Here is a 17,442-nt window from a genome sequence, read left to right on the forward strand (position 1 = left end):
GCGTTTGCCAGCCCGACGAGGCGAGCAGGGTTTGGTGGGAAGGCATAATTTTATCGTGGCGAGGTGAGCAAATAACGCAGGATAAACCAGCTAATTGCCGCATTGGCAGTGGATACCTTGGTTGCTTGATTTGAGCGTTGACAGGGGCGTAGACTTGGGTCATCTTGTGTTTAGCCATCTAAACGTATGGACGTCAATTAACGGATTAATTAGCCACCGCTTACGGTGGCCTGCACGAGCGGCCAGCAGGGCCGACAAGGAGCGCCCATGAGTTACCATGCCCATCAACTGGAAGCCTTAAATCAGAGCGTGGCCGAGCTCGACGGGCGCATTAATGTCTCGTTTGAGTTTTTCCCACCGCGCAGTGAAGAGATGGAAAACACCCTGTGGCAGTCGATTCAGCGCTTAAGCGTGCTGCGGCCGAAGTTTGTGTCGGTGACCTACGGGGCTAACTCTGGTGAGCGCGATCGCACCCACTCCATCATCAAAGCCATCAAAGAGCAAACCGGCCTGTGCGCCGCGCCGCATCTGACCTGTATCGATGCCAGCGAGCAAGAGCTGCGCTGCATTGCCAAAGATTACTGGAACAACGGGATCCGTCAGATTGTCGCCCTGCGCGGTGATTTACCGGCCGGACAGGAAAAACCGGCGCTGTATGCCAGCGATCTGGTGGCCTTGCTGCGCGAGGTGGCGGATTTTGATATTTCGGTGGCGGCCTATCCGGAAGTGCATCCAGAGGCGAAAAGTGCGCAGGCCGATCTGCTGCATTTAAAGCGCAAGATTGATGCCGGTGCTAGCCGCGCCATTACCCAGTTTTTCTTTGATGTTGACAGCTACTTGCGTTTTCGCGACCGCTGCGCGGCGATCGGCATTGATGTGGAAATCGTGCCGGGGATTTTGCCGGTCTCCAACTTCAAGCAGTTGACCAAATTTGCCGCCCTGACCAACGTGCGAGTACCGAACTGGATGCAGCGGATGTATGACGGGCTGGATAACGATCCGGCGACCCGCAATCTGGTGGGCGCGAGCATTGCGATGGACATGGTGAAAGTGCTGTCCCGTGAAGGGGTGAAGGATTTTCATTTCTACACGCTAAACCGTGCTGAGCTCAGCTACGCCATCTGCCACACGCTGGGCGTGCGTCCTGCGGCGTGAACAGGATGTGACGCGGGGCGCTAACATAATTGCTGAGCCAATAGCTAATCTAATCGCTGATCTAATAGACAAGCTATTATAGATAGAGGGAATTATCCTGCCTGCGGATAAAACAACCGGCAGTTGCTAAAGCAACTGCCGGAGGGGACGAGATCAGAGAGGGATGCAGCAATCAGCGAGCACAGGGCATCGCACCCTTCGTACTTAGTAGCAGCCGTGCTTAGTAGCAGCTTTCTTCCAACTCTTTTTCCAGACGGGCGCGAGTGGCATTGAGCTCCAGCTCCGCCAACAGGTTTTGCGCCTCTTCCGCCCACATCAACCATGCTTGCTCTTGCAGCATGCCACGACGCAGGGTCAGATAGGTCAGCTTGTCTTCCAAGCTGAGGCTGTCCGGATCGGCAAATTGCTCGTTGGCCAGCAGCTGGTATTTCTCCAGACGCTCGTTATGCAGATGCGTTTGCTGAGTCAGTGACTGACGTACCGGCGCAATCGGGTAGTGGCTGCAGGCCAACATCCGCACCAGCAACTCATCGCGCTGTGGACGCTCTTCCACCGCGGTGCTGAGCCAGTTTTGCAGGCACTGACGGCCAGAATCGGTAATGCTGTAAACTTTGCGATCAGGTTTGCCTTCTTGCGGGATCAGTTGGCTGGTCACCATGCCTTGTTCGGCAAGACGGCTGAGTTCGCGATACACTTGCTGGTGGCTGGCTGTCCATACCAATCCAACCACTCGGCTGAATTCTTTGGTAATGTCATAGCCACTGGCGTCCTGACGACTCAGGAGTGTCAGAATAACCTGTGAGAGAGCCATAATTTCCTCATTTGCTCTTGGTGCTTCCCTGTCGCTGACTGCAACTTATATCTATGAATAACTTCCACAAAATCCCTGGCGTGGAAGGACGAGATACTTCCCGTCTGGCAACATGCTGAGTAGACAAAATCCTATTGCGAAACTGGCCGACCAGCATCCACCGCCGGTTATCGGTTATTCCGTCAATAAGCAACTAGGATGACATACAACGAATTGCAAAATCTTAGCAATGGGTGTTATGTAGAATATGCACAGCACAGCGTGTGATATAGCATGAAGTTATTAGATATTCATCTATAAAATATATTGTAGATAACAAAATGAGACTGTGCCGACAAATAATTGTCATTGCGTCACAAGGCTGTGAAAACCGCTGTTTACAAGGTGTTGTTTAAAATCGAACTGTTTTTTACGGCTATTTTACGTTGTTTATTCGCGCTAAGTTTGGAATGCAGTGCATATTTATTAAAATATTTATATTACATATTACGTTTTAAACGATATATATTTTTACGCTCAAAATCGTGTGATGAAATAAGCAGCGTTTTAGCAGAGAATAATTTTCTGCCTAAAGCGAGGGATTGCTAGGAATAAAATAATATATAAAAAATAACCCCGGCGATAAAAATGCCGGGGTTAGCGATTAATGCCACAGGCTCTGCGGCGAGCGTTTAACCGGTGTTACGCATACCGGCGGCAATACCGGCAATGGTCACCATCAGCGCTTGCTCCACTTGCGGATCGGACTCGGTCAGCTGACGCGAGCGATGCAGCAATTCAGCCTGCAACACGTTCAGTGGGTCGGTATAGATGTTACGCAGGCCGATGGACTCTTTCAGCCACGGCTGATCGGCCATCGGATGGTCATCATTGGCAATCGCCAGCACCACCCCGATGTCATGCTTAAGCATACGACGCAGTTGCTCGCCGAGCGGCCACAATGCTGGCTCCACCAAGCGTTGATCGTAGTATTCGGTCAGCCACAAATCGGTTTTACCGAACACCATCTCCAGCATGCCGATACGGGTGGAGAAGAATGGCCAATCGCGGCACATCTCTTCCAGAATGCCTTGCTGGCCTTGGTCGATCACTTTTTGCAGTGCGTCACCGGCACCCAACCAAGCGGGCAGCATCAGACGGTTCTGGGTCCAGGCAAAGATCCACGGGATCGCGCGCAGACTTTCTACGCCACCATCAGGGCGACGTTTGGATGGGCGCGAGCCCAGTGGCAGCTTAGCCAGCTCCCCTTCCGGCGTGGCGGCGCGGAAGTACGGTACGAAGTCAGGCTGTTCACGCACGATACTGCGATACACACGGCAAGACTCGTCTGACAGCACATCCATGGTGTCGCGCCAGTTTTGCTTCGGCTCTGGCGGCGGCAACAAGTTGGCTTGCAAAATGGCACTGGTGTACAGCGACAAGCTGTTCACCGCCACTTCCGGCAGACCGAGTTTAAAGCGGATCATCTCGCCTTGTTCGGTCACGCGCAGGCCGCCTTTGAGCGAGCCTGGCGGCTGCGACAGCAATGCGGCATGGGCTGGCGCACCGCCGCGGCCAATGGTACCGCCACGGCCGTGGAACAAGGTCAGCTCGATACCGGCTTCTTCACAGGTTTTGATCAAGGCTTCTTGTGCGCGGTACTGCGCCCACGAGGCGGCCATCACGCCAGCATCTTTGGCTGAGTCAGAGTAGCCAATCATCACCATCTGACGGCCTTGAATAAAGCCGCGATACCAGCCGATATTCAGCAGCGCACGCACCACTTCATCGGCACGGTTCAGATCGTCGAGGGTTTCGAACAGCGGCGCGACCGGCAGGTGCACGGCGCAACCGGCTTCTTTTTGTAGCAGGTGGACGGCCAGTACATCAGATGGCTGACGGGCCATCGAGATCACGTAGGAGGCCAGCGCACCGGCCGGTTGTTCGGCAATCGCGCGGCAAGTCTCAATCACTTCTGCGGTGTCGGCGCTTGGCTGCCAGCTGTGTGGCAGCAGTGGACGCTTCGAGGTCAGCTCCTTAATCAGGAACGCTTGTTTGTCCTCTTCGCTCCACTGGGCATAGTCGCCCAGACCTAAGTAGCGGGTAATTTCGGCTACTGCATCGGTGTGGCGGGTGCTCTCTTGGCGAATATCGAGGCGCACCAGATGGATGCCAAAGCAGCGGATCCGGCGCAGGGTATCCAGCAGCAGGCCGTCGGCAATAATGGCCATGCCACTGTCTTTCAGTGACTGGTAACAGGCGTACAGCGGCGTCCACAGCTGTTCGTTGCAATCGATGATGTCATCTGGGGTCGCGTGTTGGCCTTTGAGGCGCGCATCCAGATAATCCAAGGTGTTTTGCAGACGGCGACGCAGCTGCTTGAGCAGTACGCGGTACGGCTCGGCGGCCTCGGCTCCTACTTCGGCGCGCAGCGCTGGGCTGCACTCGGTCATCGACAGCTCAGAAATCAGGTCATTCACATCGCGCAAGAACAGATCGGCGGCTTTCCAGCGGCTGAGCAGCATCGCTTTGCGGGTGATGTCAGCGGTCACAAACGGGTTACCGTCACGGTCGCCGCCCATCCACGAGCTAAAGCGGATCGGGATAGCGTCAATGGGCAAACCGCTGCCAAAGGCTTCTTTCAGGCGGCTGTCGAATTCACGCAGGAATTCCGGCACCCCTTGCCACAGACTGTTTTCCACCACGGCGTAACCCCATTTGGCTTCGTCCAGCGGGGTTGGACGCTCTTTGCGGATCTCATCGGTGTACCATGCCTGTGCAATCAGCTGCATCAGGCGCTTTTGCATTTTGCTTTGCTCACGCTCGGAAAGATCGTCGTGCTCTAAGCGATCTAAGCAGCGGTTGATCTGCACATGCTTGTGGATGAGGGTGCGGCGGGTGATCTCGGTCGGGTGCGCGGTCAGCACCAGTTCGATAGAGAGCTGGGCCACGGCAGCTTGGATCTTGTCTTCGCTGATCCCTTCGGTTTTCAGATGATTGAACAGGGTATCGAAGGCATCAGGACAGAAAATATTGGCTTCACAGTTACGTGAAATGGTGTGGTACTGCTCGGCGATGTTGGCCAGATTCAGAAACTGGCTGAACGCGCGGGCGACCGGCAGTAATTCGTCGTTGGACAGATTTTGCAAGGTCTCCAGCAGCTGACGGCGGTCTTGCTCATTGCCGGCACGAGAGGATTTGGATAATTTGCGGATAGTCTCTACCCGCTCCAGCAGGGATTCACCTCCGGCCTCGCGGATTGTCTCCCCCAACAGCTTGCCCAGCATACTCACGTTGCTGCGCATGGCGGCATATTGTGCGTTCATGGCTCTCCATCCATTTGGTAATTTTACTACATCCGTTACGCAGACAGCGCTGTCTGTTATCTAGCCATGAAGTCGGGCGTTCGTCAAATAGCCCGTCGCCCGTACTTAGGTCATACTTTTGTGCTAAATCAAGGTAATGTGAAATTAAATTACGCCATCTTCTACCTTGGGGCCGGCACTGATACAAAACTCGGTGATCAGGCGCGTCAGTAAGGTTTTGGTTGGCAGAATAAAGTCGGTCGACAGATATTCATCCGGTTGATGCGCTTGTTCGATAGAGCCGGGGCCCAGCACCAGCGTTGGACAAACCTGCTGGATAAACGGTGCCTCGGTACAATAATTGACGCTATCGCATGGCTCTCCGAGCAGCCGCTCCACGCTACGTACAATCTCCGCGTCCGGTGGGCATTCGTAGCCGGGGATTGGATCGTGCAAGGCGCTGATCGACAAGCGTCCCGGCCAGCGTGCTTGCACCGGTTGCAGCGCTTCTAGCAACAAGGCATCCAGCTCACCCAAACTCAGCCCCGGCAGCGGGCGAATATCCATATGCAGTTCGCAGCAGCCACAAATGCGGTTGGCCGCATCGCCGCCATGAATATGGCCGAGGTTCATGGTTGGGTAGGGAATGGTGAACAGCGGATGCTGAAAACGCTCACGCAGCCGATCGCGCAGCGGTAACAGGCAGGCAATCACTTCATGCATCAATTCAATGGCATTTACGCCGCGATCGGGATCGCTAGAGTGGCCCGATTGCCCAGTTATGCGAATGGCGTTCGACAGATGACCTTTATGGGCGCGAATTGGGCGCAGTGAGGTCGGCTCACCAATCACGGCATAATCCGGGCGGATCTGGGTGGTGGCGGCAAACAGCTGAGCACCGGCCATCGAGGTTTCTTCATCGGCGGTGGCCAATACGCGCAGTGGGCGCTGCAACGCCGAGCGATCCAGCTCGCGCACCGCTTCCAGAATAAAGGCAAAAAAGCCTTTCATGTCGGCGGTACCTAATCCATACAAACGACCATTTTCCTCCGTTAAGGTGAACGGATCTTTACTCCAGCGCCCATCATCAAACGGTACGGTATCGGTATGACCGGCCAGCAGTAGCCCGCCCGGGCCGCTACCGAGGGTGGCCAGCAGGTTGAATTTATGCCGGGTATTAGGAACCGGCTGCACCTCAACGGTAAAGCCTAAATGACTGAACCAGTCGGCCAGCAAACTGATCAACTGGTGGTTGCTTTGGTCCTGCGTACTGTCGTTGGCACTGATGGACGGCGTGGCGATCAGAGCCCGGTACGTTTCAAGAAAATGGGGAAATTTCATACAGTGATTGACAGTCCTTTGATTGAATGGTATCGATATATTAATGCACTATATGTGAATATAAATTCGATGTGAATCGATAATGCGCCAAGCAAGGTGAGCCTAAAAAGGACAGGCAAACCGGTGCGGCACCGTCATAACCCGAATGCTTTTTTTGTGGATGACCGCGACTATGATAGGGACTGTTTTCTCCTCACCACTGTCTATTTCCTTCCCTTCGCTCCGACGATGAGTCAGCCCGTTCGTGCGGCAGGATCTAACGGTGCATACCGTTAACTTACCTCGGCAGCTTATTTTCTGCACGATGAAATTGATCCCTTCCGCAGCCAGCTAATCTGTTTTTTTCTCTTTCGATACAGGAAAACGTTGTGATGCTTAACACCCTGATTATCGGTGCCAGCGGGTACACCGGTGCAGAGCTGGCAGCCATGGTGCTGCGCCATCCAAATCTCACTTTAGGTGGTTTATTTGTGTCTGAGGGCAGCCGAGATGCCGGTCGCCTGTTGTCGTCGCTGCATCCGCAGTTTAAAGGCGTGCTGGATGTGCCATTACAACCACTGAGTGATGTCGCCGCAGTGGCGGCCAGCGCCGATGTGGTGTTCTTGGCCACCGCCCACGAGGTGAGCCATGACTTAGCGCCGCAATTTTTAGCCGCCGGTTGTGTGGTGCTGGATTTGTCGGGGGCGTTTCGGGTGCGTGCCAGCGGGTTTTATCCCCGTTATTACGGCTTTGAGCATCAGCATTCGCAGTGGCTGGAGCAGGCGGTGTATGGCTTGGCCGAGTGGCAGGCCAGTGAATTGGTTGGCGCGCAGTTAATTGCCGTGCCGGGCTGTTATCCTACCGCGTCGCAATTGGCATTAAAACCGTTGGTGGAAGCGGGGCTGTTAGACCCACAGATGTGGCCGGTGATTAATGCGGTGAGTGGGGTCAGTGGCGCGGGGCGCAAAGCGGCGCTGGGCAGCAATGTGTGTGAGGTCAGTTTGCAGCCCTATGGCGTGTTTACTCACCGCCATCAACCGGAGATCGCCGCGCATTTGGGCATTCCGGTGATTTTTACCCCGCATTTGGGCAATTTCCCACGCGGGATTGTCGCCACTATTACGGCGCGTTTGTTGCCGCAGGTGAGTGATGCGCAGATTGCCGATGCCTTTAATCGCGCCTATGCCGCGCAGCCGTTAGTGCGGCTGTATGACAGCGGTTGGCCGTCAGTGCGCGCAGTGGCTGGTACTCCGTACTGCGATATCGGCTATGCCCGTGGTGGTGAGCATCTGATTGTGGTGGCGGCCGAAGACAATTTATTGAAAGGCGCCGCGGCGCAAGCCATGCAGTGTCTGAATCTGCGTTATGGCTTTAGCCAGACGCAGGCTTTGTTGTAACCGGTCGCGGTTAACGATGACCCATTCCCGGTAATTATTGACCCAGTTTAGAGAGCAAGGAGCACAGCATGACGGCACCGGTCACAACCCCGCTAGTGATTAAATTAGGCGGCGTACTTCTCGATAGCGAAGAAGCCCTGCAAAAACTGTTTTCCGCCTTGGTGACCTACCACCAGACTCATCCGCGTCCGCTGGTGATTGTGCATGGTGGCGGTTATTTGGTGGATGACCTGATGAAAAAGCTGGCGCTGCCCGTGCAGAAAAAACAAGGGCTGCGGGTCACCCCGCCGGAGCAAATTGGCATTATCACCGGCGCGTTAGCCGGTACCGCCAATAAGACCTTACTGGCATGGGCGGTGAAAAAGCAGCTACCGGCGGTGGGCTTGAGCCTCGCCGATGGCGGGATCACTCAAGTGACCCAGTTGGCCGAAGAGTTGGGCTGCGTGGGTGATGCCAAACCCGGCTCACCGGCGCTACTGCACCTGCTGCTCGGTGGCGGTTATCTGCCGATCATCAGCTCGATTGGTATTGATGCCAGCGGCCAGCTGATGAATGTGAATGCTGACCAAGCGGCTACCGCGATTGCCGAAACGCTGCACGCCGATCTGGTGATGCTGTCGGATGTGAGCGGCATTCTCGATGGTAAGGGCCAGCGCATCGCGCACCTGTCGAGCAAGAAGGCGCAGGATCTGATCACTCAAGGCATCATCACTGACGGCATGATCGTGAAAGTGCGTGCCGCGCTGGACGCGGCGCAAACACTGGGGCGTCCGGTAGATATCGCCAGCTGGCGCTACCCAGAGCTGCTGCCTGCCCTGTTTGATGGTGAGGCGATTGGTACTCGGATCAGCGCCGAGTCATAGCCGACTAATCACAGGGCGCAAGCCCAAAGAGTAAGAACAGATAAGACGCATTTCCTGCGTCACCAGATTTGCTTTAGCGGGTGGCCGGCGGCGCACGGCGTGGCCACACGATGAAAACTCACGATTTTTGCCAATTCAACGGAAGGAAATTCAGCATGAAAAAGAGCGGCATCAACAAGATTGTTCTGGCGTACTCCGGTGGTTTAGACACTTCGGCGATCATCCCATGGCTTAAAGAGCACTATGACTGCGAAGTGATCGCGTTTGTGGCCGATGTCGGCCAAGAGCGTGAAGATCTGGTCGGGATTGAAGAAAAAGCGCTGAAATCTGGCGCGTCTGCCTGCTACATCAAAGATTTGCGCGAAGAGTTCATCAAAGAGTATGTCTATCCAACGCTGCAAACCGGCGCGCTGTATGAAGGCACTTATTTGCTCGGTACCTCGATGGCACGTCCGATCATTGCCAAGGCGCAGGTCGAGCTGGCGCTAGAAATTGGCGCCGATGCGCTGTCACACGGCTGTACCGGTAAAGGTAACGACCAAGTGCGTTTTGAAACCACCTTTGCTGCACTGGCACCACAACTGAAAGTGGTGGCGCCATGGCGGGAGTGGGATCTGCGCTCACGGGAAGCGCTGCTTGACTATCTGGCGGAGCGTAATATTCCAACCACCGCATCACTGACCAAAATTTATAGCCGTGACGCCAACGCGTGGCACATCTCGACCGAAGGCGGCGTGCTGGAAAGCACTTGGAATCCATCGAACGCCGATTGCTGGGTATGGACGACCGATCCTGAGCAAGCGCCAGAAAAAGCTGAATATGTCACCGTGCAGGTAGAAAAAGGTGAAGTGGTGGCGGTCGATGGTAAAGCCATGAGCCCGTATCAGTGCCTGACTTACCTGAATGATAAAGGCGCTCCGCACGGCATCGGCCGAGTGGATATCGTGGAAAACCGTCTGGTGGGGATGAAGTCCCGTGGCTGCTATGAAACCCCGGGCGGCACCATCATGGTGACGGCACTGCGCGCGGTGGAGCAACTGGTGCTGAACAAAGACAGCTTCAAGTGGCGTGAGCAGTTGGGGCTGGAGATGTCACACGTAGTGTATGACGGCCGTTGGTTTACGCCACTGCGTAAATCGCTGGTGGCGGCAGCTAAAGTGCTGGCCGAAGATGTGAACGGTGAAGTGGTGCTGAAGCTGTATAAAGGCAACTGCAGCGCCATTCAAAAACGCTCACCGAACAGCCTGTATTCCGAAGACTATGCCACCTTTGGCGCCGATCAGGTGTATGACCACAGTGATGCCGATGGCTTTATCCGTCTGTACTCGCTCTCGGCGCGCATCAAGGCTCTGAGCGGCCAGTAAGTTCGGCGCGTGAGTCTGGACCGTTCGCCCGACGTAGGTTGGGCGAACGATGAGAATAGCGATGAGAATAACGAGTGCAGCACATCGCACAGCAGAACCGACCATTGGAAAAGGAACCGACGATGACGCAGACCGGCGCATTATGGGGCGGACGTTTTAGTCAGGGCGCCGATCAGCGCTTTAAACAGTTTAATGATTCCCTGCGTTTTGATTATCGCTTAGCCGAGCAGGATATCGACGGCTCGCTGGCGTGGGCGCAGGCACTGGTGTGGGTTGGCGTGCTGACTCCCGCAGAGCAGCAGCGTTTAGACAGCGCACTGCGCACGCTCAAAGCGCGGGTACAAGCTGATCCCAAGCAAATCTTGGCGTCTGGCGCCGAGGATATCCACAGCTGGGTGGAAGGGGAGCTGATTGCAGCGGTGGGCGATCTGGGCAAAAAACTGCATACTGGACGCAGCCGTAACGATCAGGTTGCTACCGATCTGAAACTGTGGTGTAAGCAACAAACGACCTTGCTGCAGCAATCGGTACGCCATCTGCAACAGGCGCTGGTAGTGACTGCCGAGCAGTACGCCCACACCGTGATGCCGGGCTATACCCATTTACAGCGCGCGCAGCCGGTGACCTTTGGTCATTGGTGTTTGGCGTATGTCGAAATGTTGGAGCGCGACCACAGCCGTTTGGGCGATGCACTGCGTCGGATGGATGTCAGTCCGCTGGGGTGTGGGGCGCTGGCCGGTACCGCTTATGCCATTGATCGTGAGCAGTTAGCGCAGTTGATGGGCTTTGCCAGTGCCACTCGTAACAGTTTGGACACGGTGGCCGATCGCGATCATGTGGTGGAGCTGCTCTCGATTGCGGCTCTGAGCATGGTGCATCTGTCGCGCTTTGCCGAAGATCTGATTTTCTTTAATAGTGGAGAGGCCGGTTTTGTGGAGTTGGCCGATAAAGTCACTTCTGGCTCTTCGCTGATGCCACAAAAGAAAAACCCCGATGCCTTGGAGCTGATCCGCGGCAAAACCGGTCGGGTATGTGGCGCGCTCAATGCTTTTTTAATGACCATCAAGGGCTTACCGCTGGCCTACAACAAAGACATGCAAGAGGACAAAGAAGGCCTGTTTGATGCTTTAGATACTTGGCTGACGTGCTTGGATATGGCCGCATTGGTGCTGGAAGACATTCATGTGCGCGCGGTGCGCACCGCTGAGGCGGCGCAGCAAGGTTATGCCAATGCCACCGAGCTGGCCGATTATCTGGTGGCGAAGGGCATAGCGTTTCGTGAAGCGCACCATATCGTGGGCGAAGTGGTGCTGGCGGCCATTGCCGCTGGGGTACCGCTGGAAGAGATGGCGTTGGTGCAGTTACAGCGTTTTTGTCCGCTGATTGGCGCCGATGTTTATCCTGCGTTGTCGTTGGATGCATGCTTGAATCAGCGCGTGGCCAAAGGCGGAGTCTCGGCGGCACAAATTCAAGCCGCGCTTGCAGAAGCGCGCAGTCGTGTCTTTATGAGTGAGTAACGCGTTATTCGTCACGCGCTAAGAGTAAAGAAAACGATAGACAGCACTGTCGAGCAACTAAGCAACGAACAACACGCCGTCGCGTAAGAGAGGGCGTGTTTTTTTATTGGCTGATCTGCTGTGGTTAGGTTTACGACAGGTCAGGGCAGACGGTGAGTTATGTTGATGCGCGCTCAGGCCAACTTATGACGTCAATTTATAACGCTAAAGCGAGCTGCGCTTCTGCCGGGATAAACTTAACGTGCAGTTTATTGCTGCGTGGAAACTCGCGGGCAATGACCGGTTTTAACACTGTTCGCAGCTGGGAATACGGACAGCGGATTTTCTGATCCATAAAGCCAAACACTTCCAAACTGAAGCAGCCGTCAGCGTCATCCAACTTTTCCAGCCAGTAGCCGCGGTCTTTTTTGAAACTGAAAATCCCTAAACGATCGCCGGGTTGAAATTTCTGACAGCGTTGCAGGGAATAAATCAGTGCATGAGCAGCTGGGATCATGACGTGCCCCCGAAGTGAATATTTTTAAGACATGCCTATTGTGGCAAAGGGCTGGCAGTGCGGCTATTCAGGAATTCTGACAGCGCAGTTCAAGTCTTTTGAATGAGAAATAACAGGGCGTAGATAAGAAAAAACGGCCAGATTAGGGGAAATCCGACCGTTGGGTTGCAAGTGGCGAGTGCCGTACGGGTCATTTCAGCTGTTGATTCAGAGGCCTACCCACGTCAGTGAGGGGATAACGTCGGTAGGCCACGGTCTTAACTTACTTGACCCGCTGGCGGGCAGAGGCTTACTCGCCTGGGCAGGTCTGGCAGTGCGCCACCATCTCTGGGCCCAGTTTCAGTTTGGCTTGCAGATCACGCAGAGCGGTGCGCAGCCCTTCTTCAATCACCGGATGGTAGAACGGCATATCCAGCATTTGGCTTACGGTCATCTGCTGTTGATGTGCCCACGCCAGCAGGTGCGCGATATGCTCAGCATCGGGGCCCATCATCTCGGCGCCGAGGAAGCGGCCGGTGCCTTGTTCGCCATAGACGTGCAGCATCCCTTTGTTACGCAGCATCACCCGTGAGCGGCCCTGATTTTCAAAGGACACTTCACCGGTGGCAAAGCAGCCGCAGCTGCCGTAACGGGCGGTCAGCTCACGGTGGGTGCTACCGACCATCGCAATTTGCGGATCGGAGAACACCACCGAGATGGCGCTGCGGCGCAGGCCAGCGCGCAGATCTGGGAAGCGTCCGGCGTTGTCACCGGCAATCTTGGCCTGATCGGATGCTTCATGCAGCAGCGGTAGCTGGTTGCTGGCATCGCCGGCAATAAAGATGTGCGGGACGCTGGTTTGCATGGTGTAGCGATCGGCCTGTGGCACGCCGCGGCTGTCTAATTCCAGCGCGGTATTTTCCAGCCCCAGATTATCCACATTAGGACGACGACCGGTGGCGGCCAGCACGTAATCGACCAGGATTTCCTGCATCTGGCCTTGCTTATCCTGATAGCGGATAAACACTTGCTCGCCTTCACGCTCCATACGCTCGACCTTGGCATCGGCGTCCAGATAGAACTCTTGATTCAGCGCACGCTCAGCATAATCTCGGATCGCGCTGTCGGTCAGTGGGCCCACCAGACCGCCCATGCCAAACATCACCACGTTCACGCCCAGACGGTGCAGCGCCTGACCGATCTCCAGCCCAATCACGCCCGGACCAAACACGGCCACCGAACGTGGCAGAGTATCCCAGTTGAACACGTCATCGTTGATGATCAGGCGATCGCCTAAGCTATTCCACGCCGCCGGCCAGCTTGGACGTGAACCGGTCGCAATCACAATCCGCTTGGCCTGAATCTGGGTGTGGTCATCGACTTGCAACGTGTGCGCATCGATAAAGCGTGCATAGCCAGCAATTTTGTCTTCGGCCGGAATACTGTCGACGCCTTCCAGCACGAAACCGACGAAGCGGTCACGCTCGCGCTTAACGCGATCCATCACTTCCACGCCGTTAATCTGCGGCTTGCCGTTAGGGTGAATCCCAAAGCCCGGCGCTTTTTCAATGTGGTGTACCGCTTCTGCTGCGGCAATCAACAATTTGGATGGCATGCAGCCAACGCGCGCACAGGTGGTGCCGTATGGGCCACCTTCAATCATCACTACGCTTGCGGTATGCGCTTTAGCGGCGCGATAGGCGCCTAAACCGGCGGTACCGCCGCCAATCACAGCCACATCAACCTGTAATTGTTTCATGGAAATATCCTTGCCTTAATGCTGTATTTATTCTTGGTAATTCGGGGCATTACCGAAATAGCGGGTAAAAAAAGGCGGGGATAAATCCCCGCCAAAAGTTTACGTTGGCTTTTCGGGTATGGAGTTATAGGAATTACTTGAACAGGTAAGTTTCCAAATCGTCGCTGCCGCCGATGTGCTTACCGCCGATAAAGACTTGCGGAACCGTGGTGCGGCCAGAGATGGCGCGCAGGCTAACGGTGGTCGCGTCTTTACCCAGAATAATCTCTTCAAAGGCGATGCCTTTATCCATCAGCATCTGCTTGGCCTTGGCGCAGTATGGACAGCCTGGCTTGGTGATGATGGATACGGATTCTTGTACTTTATACTCCGGTGACAGGTACTTCAGCATGGTGTCTGCATCAGAAACTTTGAACGGATCGCCCGGCTCTTCTGGCTCAACAAACATCTTCTCAACCACGCCGTTACGCACCAGCATGGAGTAACGCCATGAACGCTTGCCAAAGCCCAGCTCTTCTTTCTCGACCAGCATGCCCATGCCCGCGGTGAATTCACCGTTACCATCAGGAATGAAGGTGATGCGATCGGCTTTCTGGTCATCTTTCCAGGCGTTCATCACGAAGGTATCGTTGACGGAAACACACAGGATGTCATCCACACCCAGACGGGCAAATACCGGAGCCAGCTCGTTGTAGCGTGGCAGATGGCTGGAAGAGCAAGTTGGTGTGAATGCGCCTGGCAACGAGAACACAATCACGGTCTTGTTCTTAAACAGTTCATCGGTGGTGACATTCACCCACTGATCGCCTTGACGGGTGTGGAATGTAACCTGTGGTACAGCTTGTCCTTCGCGTGCAGTAAACATACGGTAGTTCCCCTAATAACGTGGTGTGTCTTTTACTGTTCTGGTGTATGACGGTGTGTCCGTCATCTGATGTGTTGCATTATGTGATCCGGTGATTGATAGATCTAATTACTTGTCGCTATTCTACCGATAGGTTCTCACTATCAACTGGAAGCGCATGAACATTCGTGATCTGGAATATCTGGTGGCTCTGGCGGAGCATAAACACTTTCGCAAAGCGGCCGAGGCCTGTTATGTCAGTCAGCCCACCTTGAGTGGACAAATCCGTAAGTTGGAAGATGAACTGGGCGTGATGCTGCTGGAGCGAACCAGCCGTAAGGTGTTGTTTACCCAGTCCGGTTTGCTGCTGGTGGAGCAGGCGCGCAAGGTATTGCGGCAAGTGAAAGTGCTCAAGGAGATGGCCAGCGTGCAGGGCGAAGATATGTCCGGCCCGCTGCATATGGGCGTGATCCCAACGCTCGGCCCCTATCTGTTACCGCACATCGTGCCGATGCTGCGTCACACCTTCCCGAAATTAGAGCTGTATCTGCACGAAGCCCAGACCCATCAATTGCTGGCGCAACTGGATGCCGGTCAGGTGGATTGCGTGTTGCTGGCGTTGGTCAAAGAGACCGAAGCGTTTGTGGAAATTCCGCTGTTTGATGAGCCGATGCAACTGGCTGTGTGCTGCGATCACCCGTGGTCTAGCCGAGACAGCATCAACATGCGCGATTTGTCCGGTGAACATATCCTGATGCTGGAAGATGGCCACTGCTTGCGCGATCAGGCGATGGGCTTTTGCTTTGCCGCCGGCGCTGATGAAGATACCCATTTTCGCGCCACCAGTTTGGAGACGTTGCGTAACATGGTCGCCGCCGGTACGGGGATGACTTTGCTGCCGCAATTGGCTGTGCCGCCGGAGCGCAAGCGCGACGGGGTTTGCTACTTGCCGTGCCACAATCCTGAGCCGCGTCGTACCATCGGTTTGGTCTATCGTCCGGGCTCGCCGCTCAAGGCGCGCTATGAAAAACTGGCCGAGGCCATCAGCCAGCAGATGCAAACGGTGATAGCGCAGTCGCGCTCGTAAGCCGCGCTCATAAGCAAAGAACGGTTGTAGCTAAAAATGGGGTTTAACCGCGTGCAGCGCAGTGGCTGCACGCCTTGGCCATTCTTAAATTTATGACGCTTAAAACAATCGGTTCAAACCATTGAGCGCCGCCACCCGATAGGCTTCGGCCATGGTCGGGTAGTTGAAGGTGGTATTGATAAAATACTCCACACTGTTGGCGCTACCTTCTTGCTCCATGATCGCTTGTCCGATGTGGATAATCTCTGAGGCCCGCTCGCCAAAGCAGTGAATGCCCAAAATCGCTTTGGTCTCACGGTGAAACAGGATTTTCAGGCTGCCGACATTCATACCGGCAATCTGCGCGCGAGCCAGATGTTTAAACTGGGCGCGCCCCACCTCATACGGGATCTGCTGCGCGGTCAGCTCCTGCTCGGTTTTCCCCACCGAACTGATTTCGGGGATGGTGTAGATGCCGGTAGGAATGTTCTCGGCCCGTTTGCGCCGAATAGGATGCTTACCAATCGCTTGTGCCACTAAGCGCCCTTGGTCGTAGGCGGCGGAGGCGAGGCTCGGGTAGCCAATCACATCGCCCACCGCGTAGATATGCTCGGTGGCGGTGCAGTAGCTATCATCCACCGCCAACTGACCGCGGCTATCGGCGCTGAGGCCCGTATTTTCCAGTGCCAGCGCTTCGGTATTGCCGGTGCGTCCGTTGGCATACAGCAGGCAGTCGGCTTTCATCTTTTTGCCTGATTGCAGGTGCAGAATCACCCCATCGTCAGTGCCTTCGATATGGGAAAACTCCTCTTGGTGGCGAATTAAAATGCCGCTATTCCAAAAGTGGTAGGAGAGTGAGTCGGAGATCTCCTGATCGAGAAACGCCAGCAGACGATCGCGGGTGTTGATCAAATCCACCTTGACCCCTAATCCACGAAAGATTGACGCATATTCGCAGCCGATCACCCCAGCACCGTACACGATCACGTGGCGCGGATCGTGTTGCAAAGAAAGGATCGAATCGCTGTCATAAATACGCGGATGGTTAAAGTCGACCCCTTGCGGATGGTACGGGCGGGAGCCGGTGGCAATCACCACATAGCGGGTGCGCAGCACCTGCGGCGCGCCCGAGGTCGGTTGCACCTGAATGGTGTGCGGATCGAGAAACGAGGCTTGTCCAAAGAACAATCGGCAGTGGTTGCGATCATAAAAGCCTTGGCGCATCCGTGTTTGCTGGCCAATCACCTGCTGGGCGTGGGCTAGAATACGGGCGAAACTGCTGCGTAGTGGCACGGTATTGTCGCAGTACAGCGGATTGTGGTTGAATTCGATGATCCGGCTGACCGCTTGGCGCAGTGCTTTGGAAGGGATGGTCCCCCAATGGGTGCAACCACCGCCGACACTGGGGTGGCGCTCTACCACCGCCACCTGTAAGCCCTGTTTGACCAGCCCCATCGCCGCACCTTCGCCGGCTGGGCCGGAGCCGATCACCACCACATCCACATCACAGCTTGAAGTTATTGTTTGCATCGCCGCGTCCGCATCCTTTGGTTGTTGTAACAATATGGTAACGTGTTGCGAACCCCT

The 17,442-nt window shown here is 55.2% G+C and carries 13 protein-coding genes; 6 read left to right on the forward strand and 7 right to left on the reverse strand.

The genetic code is table 11. From position 1 onward, the window contains the following. The first annotated feature begins 267 nt into the window (after window positions 1–267). Window positions 268–1,155, forward strand: a complete 888-nt coding sequence (gene metF / locus LQ901_RS14865) for a methylenetetrahydrofolate reductase (RefSeq protein ID WP_010864856.1) — start codon at window positions 268–270, stop codon at window positions 1,153–1,155. Window positions 1,156–1,375: 220 nt separating this feature from the next. On the opposite strand, the gene LQ901_RS14870 is transcribed toward metF, so the two are convergent. The 3 genes from LQ901_RS14870 to argE all read right to left on the reverse strand — a co-directional run bounded on the left by LQ901_RS14870 (window position 1,376) and on the right by argE (window position 6,591). Then, a complete protein-coding gene (locus LQ901_RS14870; protein ID WP_010864855.1) occupies window positions 1,376–1,966 on the reverse strand; it encodes a PadR family transcriptional regulator in 591 nt (196 codons plus the stop codon). Between the two features lie 671 nt (window positions 1,967–2,637). After that, on the reverse strand, window positions 2,638–5,271 hold the full coding sequence (ppc, locus tag LQ901_RS14875) for a phosphoenolpyruvate carboxylase (protein WP_152135653.1): 2,634 nt from the start codon (window positions 5,269–5,271) through the stop codon (window positions 2,638–2,640). Between the two features lie 144 nt (window positions 5,272–5,415). Continuing rightward, entirely contained in the window at window positions 5,416–6,591 is a 1,176-nt protein-coding gene (gene argE / locus LQ901_RS14880; RefSeq protein ID WP_152136680.1) for an acetylornithine deacetylase, read from the reverse strand. A 371-nt stretch (window positions 6,592–6,962) separates the two neighbouring features. On the opposite strand from argE, the gene argC reads away from it, so the two are divergent. The 4 genes from argC to argH all read left to right on the forward strand — a co-directional run bounded on the left by argC (window position 6,963) and on the right by argH (window position 11,711). Continuing rightward, the gene (gene argC, locus LQ901_RS14885; RefSeq protein WP_152136687.1) at window positions 6,963–7,967 is read left to right on the forward strand and encodes an N-acetyl-gamma-glutamyl-phosphate reductase; all 1,005 of its coding nucleotides are present in this window, start codon (window positions 6,963–6,965) and stop codon (window positions 7,965–7,967) included. A 68-nt stretch (window positions 7,968–8,035) separates the two neighbouring features. Next, window positions 8,036–8,830, forward strand: coding sequence for an acetylglutamate kinase (gene argB, locus LQ901_RS14890; protein ID WP_039046822.1), 795 nt, complete (start codon window positions 8,036–8,038; stop codon window positions 8,828–8,830). A gap of 155 nt (window positions 8,831–8,985) precedes the next feature. Next, window positions 8,986–10,194 (forward strand): argininosuccinate synthase, encoded by a 1,209-nt coding sequence (locus LQ901_RS14895; RefSeq protein ID WP_010864850.1) that lies wholly within the window; start codon window positions 8,986–8,988, stop codon window positions 10,192–10,194. A 122-nt stretch (window positions 10,195–10,316) separates the two neighbouring features. Beyond that, window positions 10,317–11,711, forward strand: a complete 1,395-nt coding sequence (gene argH / locus LQ901_RS14900; RefSeq protein WP_152135652.1) for an argininosuccinate lyase — start codon at window positions 10,317–10,319, stop codon at window positions 11,709–11,711. A gap of 196 nt (window positions 11,712–11,907) precedes the next feature. On the opposite strand, the gene LQ901_RS14905 is transcribed toward argH, so the two are convergent. From LQ901_RS14905 to LQ901_RS14915, 3 genes are all read right to left on the reverse strand, one after another. Further along, entirely contained in the window at window positions 11,908–12,207 is a 300-nt protein-coding gene (locus LQ901_RS14905) for a hypothetical protein (RefSeq protein WP_010864848.1), read from the reverse strand. A gap of 289 nt (window positions 12,208–12,496) precedes the next feature. Next, entirely contained in the window at window positions 12,497–13,945 is a 1,449-nt protein-coding gene (locus LQ901_RS14910) for a dihydrolipoyl dehydrogenase (protein ID WP_152135651.1), read from the reverse strand. 133 nt (window positions 13,946–14,078) lie between these two features. Beyond that, the gene (locus LQ901_RS14915) at window positions 14,079–14,810 is read right to left on the reverse strand and encodes a glutathione peroxidase (protein ID WP_010864846.1); all 732 of its coding nucleotides are present in this window, start codon (window positions 14,808–14,810) and stop codon (window positions 14,079–14,081) included. A gap of 157 nt (window positions 14,811–14,967) precedes the next feature. Between LQ901_RS14915 and oxyR the strand changes: the two genes are divergently transcribed. After that, window positions 14,968–15,876 (forward strand): DNA-binding transcriptional regulator OxyR, encoded by a 909-nt coding sequence (gene oxyR, locus LQ901_RS14920; RefSeq protein ID WP_010864845.1) that lies wholly within the window; start codon window positions 14,968–14,970, stop codon window positions 15,874–15,876. Window positions 15,877–15,975: 99 nt separating this feature from the next. Here oxyR and sthA read toward each other — a convergent pair whose 3' ends face one another. Beyond that, on the reverse strand, window positions 15,976–17,385 hold the full coding sequence (gene sthA / locus LQ901_RS14925) for a Si-specific NAD(P)(+) transhydrogenase (RefSeq protein ID WP_064978273.1): 1,410 nt from the start codon (window positions 17,383–17,385) through the stop codon (window positions 15,976–15,978). Between the last annotated feature and the right edge of the window lie 57 nt (window positions 17,386–17,442).

This window comes from Plesiomonas sp. PI-19, from assembly GCF_021368255.1.
In the GTDB taxonomy this organism is placed as follows: domain Bacteria; phylum Pseudomonadota; class Gammaproteobacteria; order Enterobacterales; family CAMTGL01; genus Plesiomonas; species Plesiomonas shigelloides.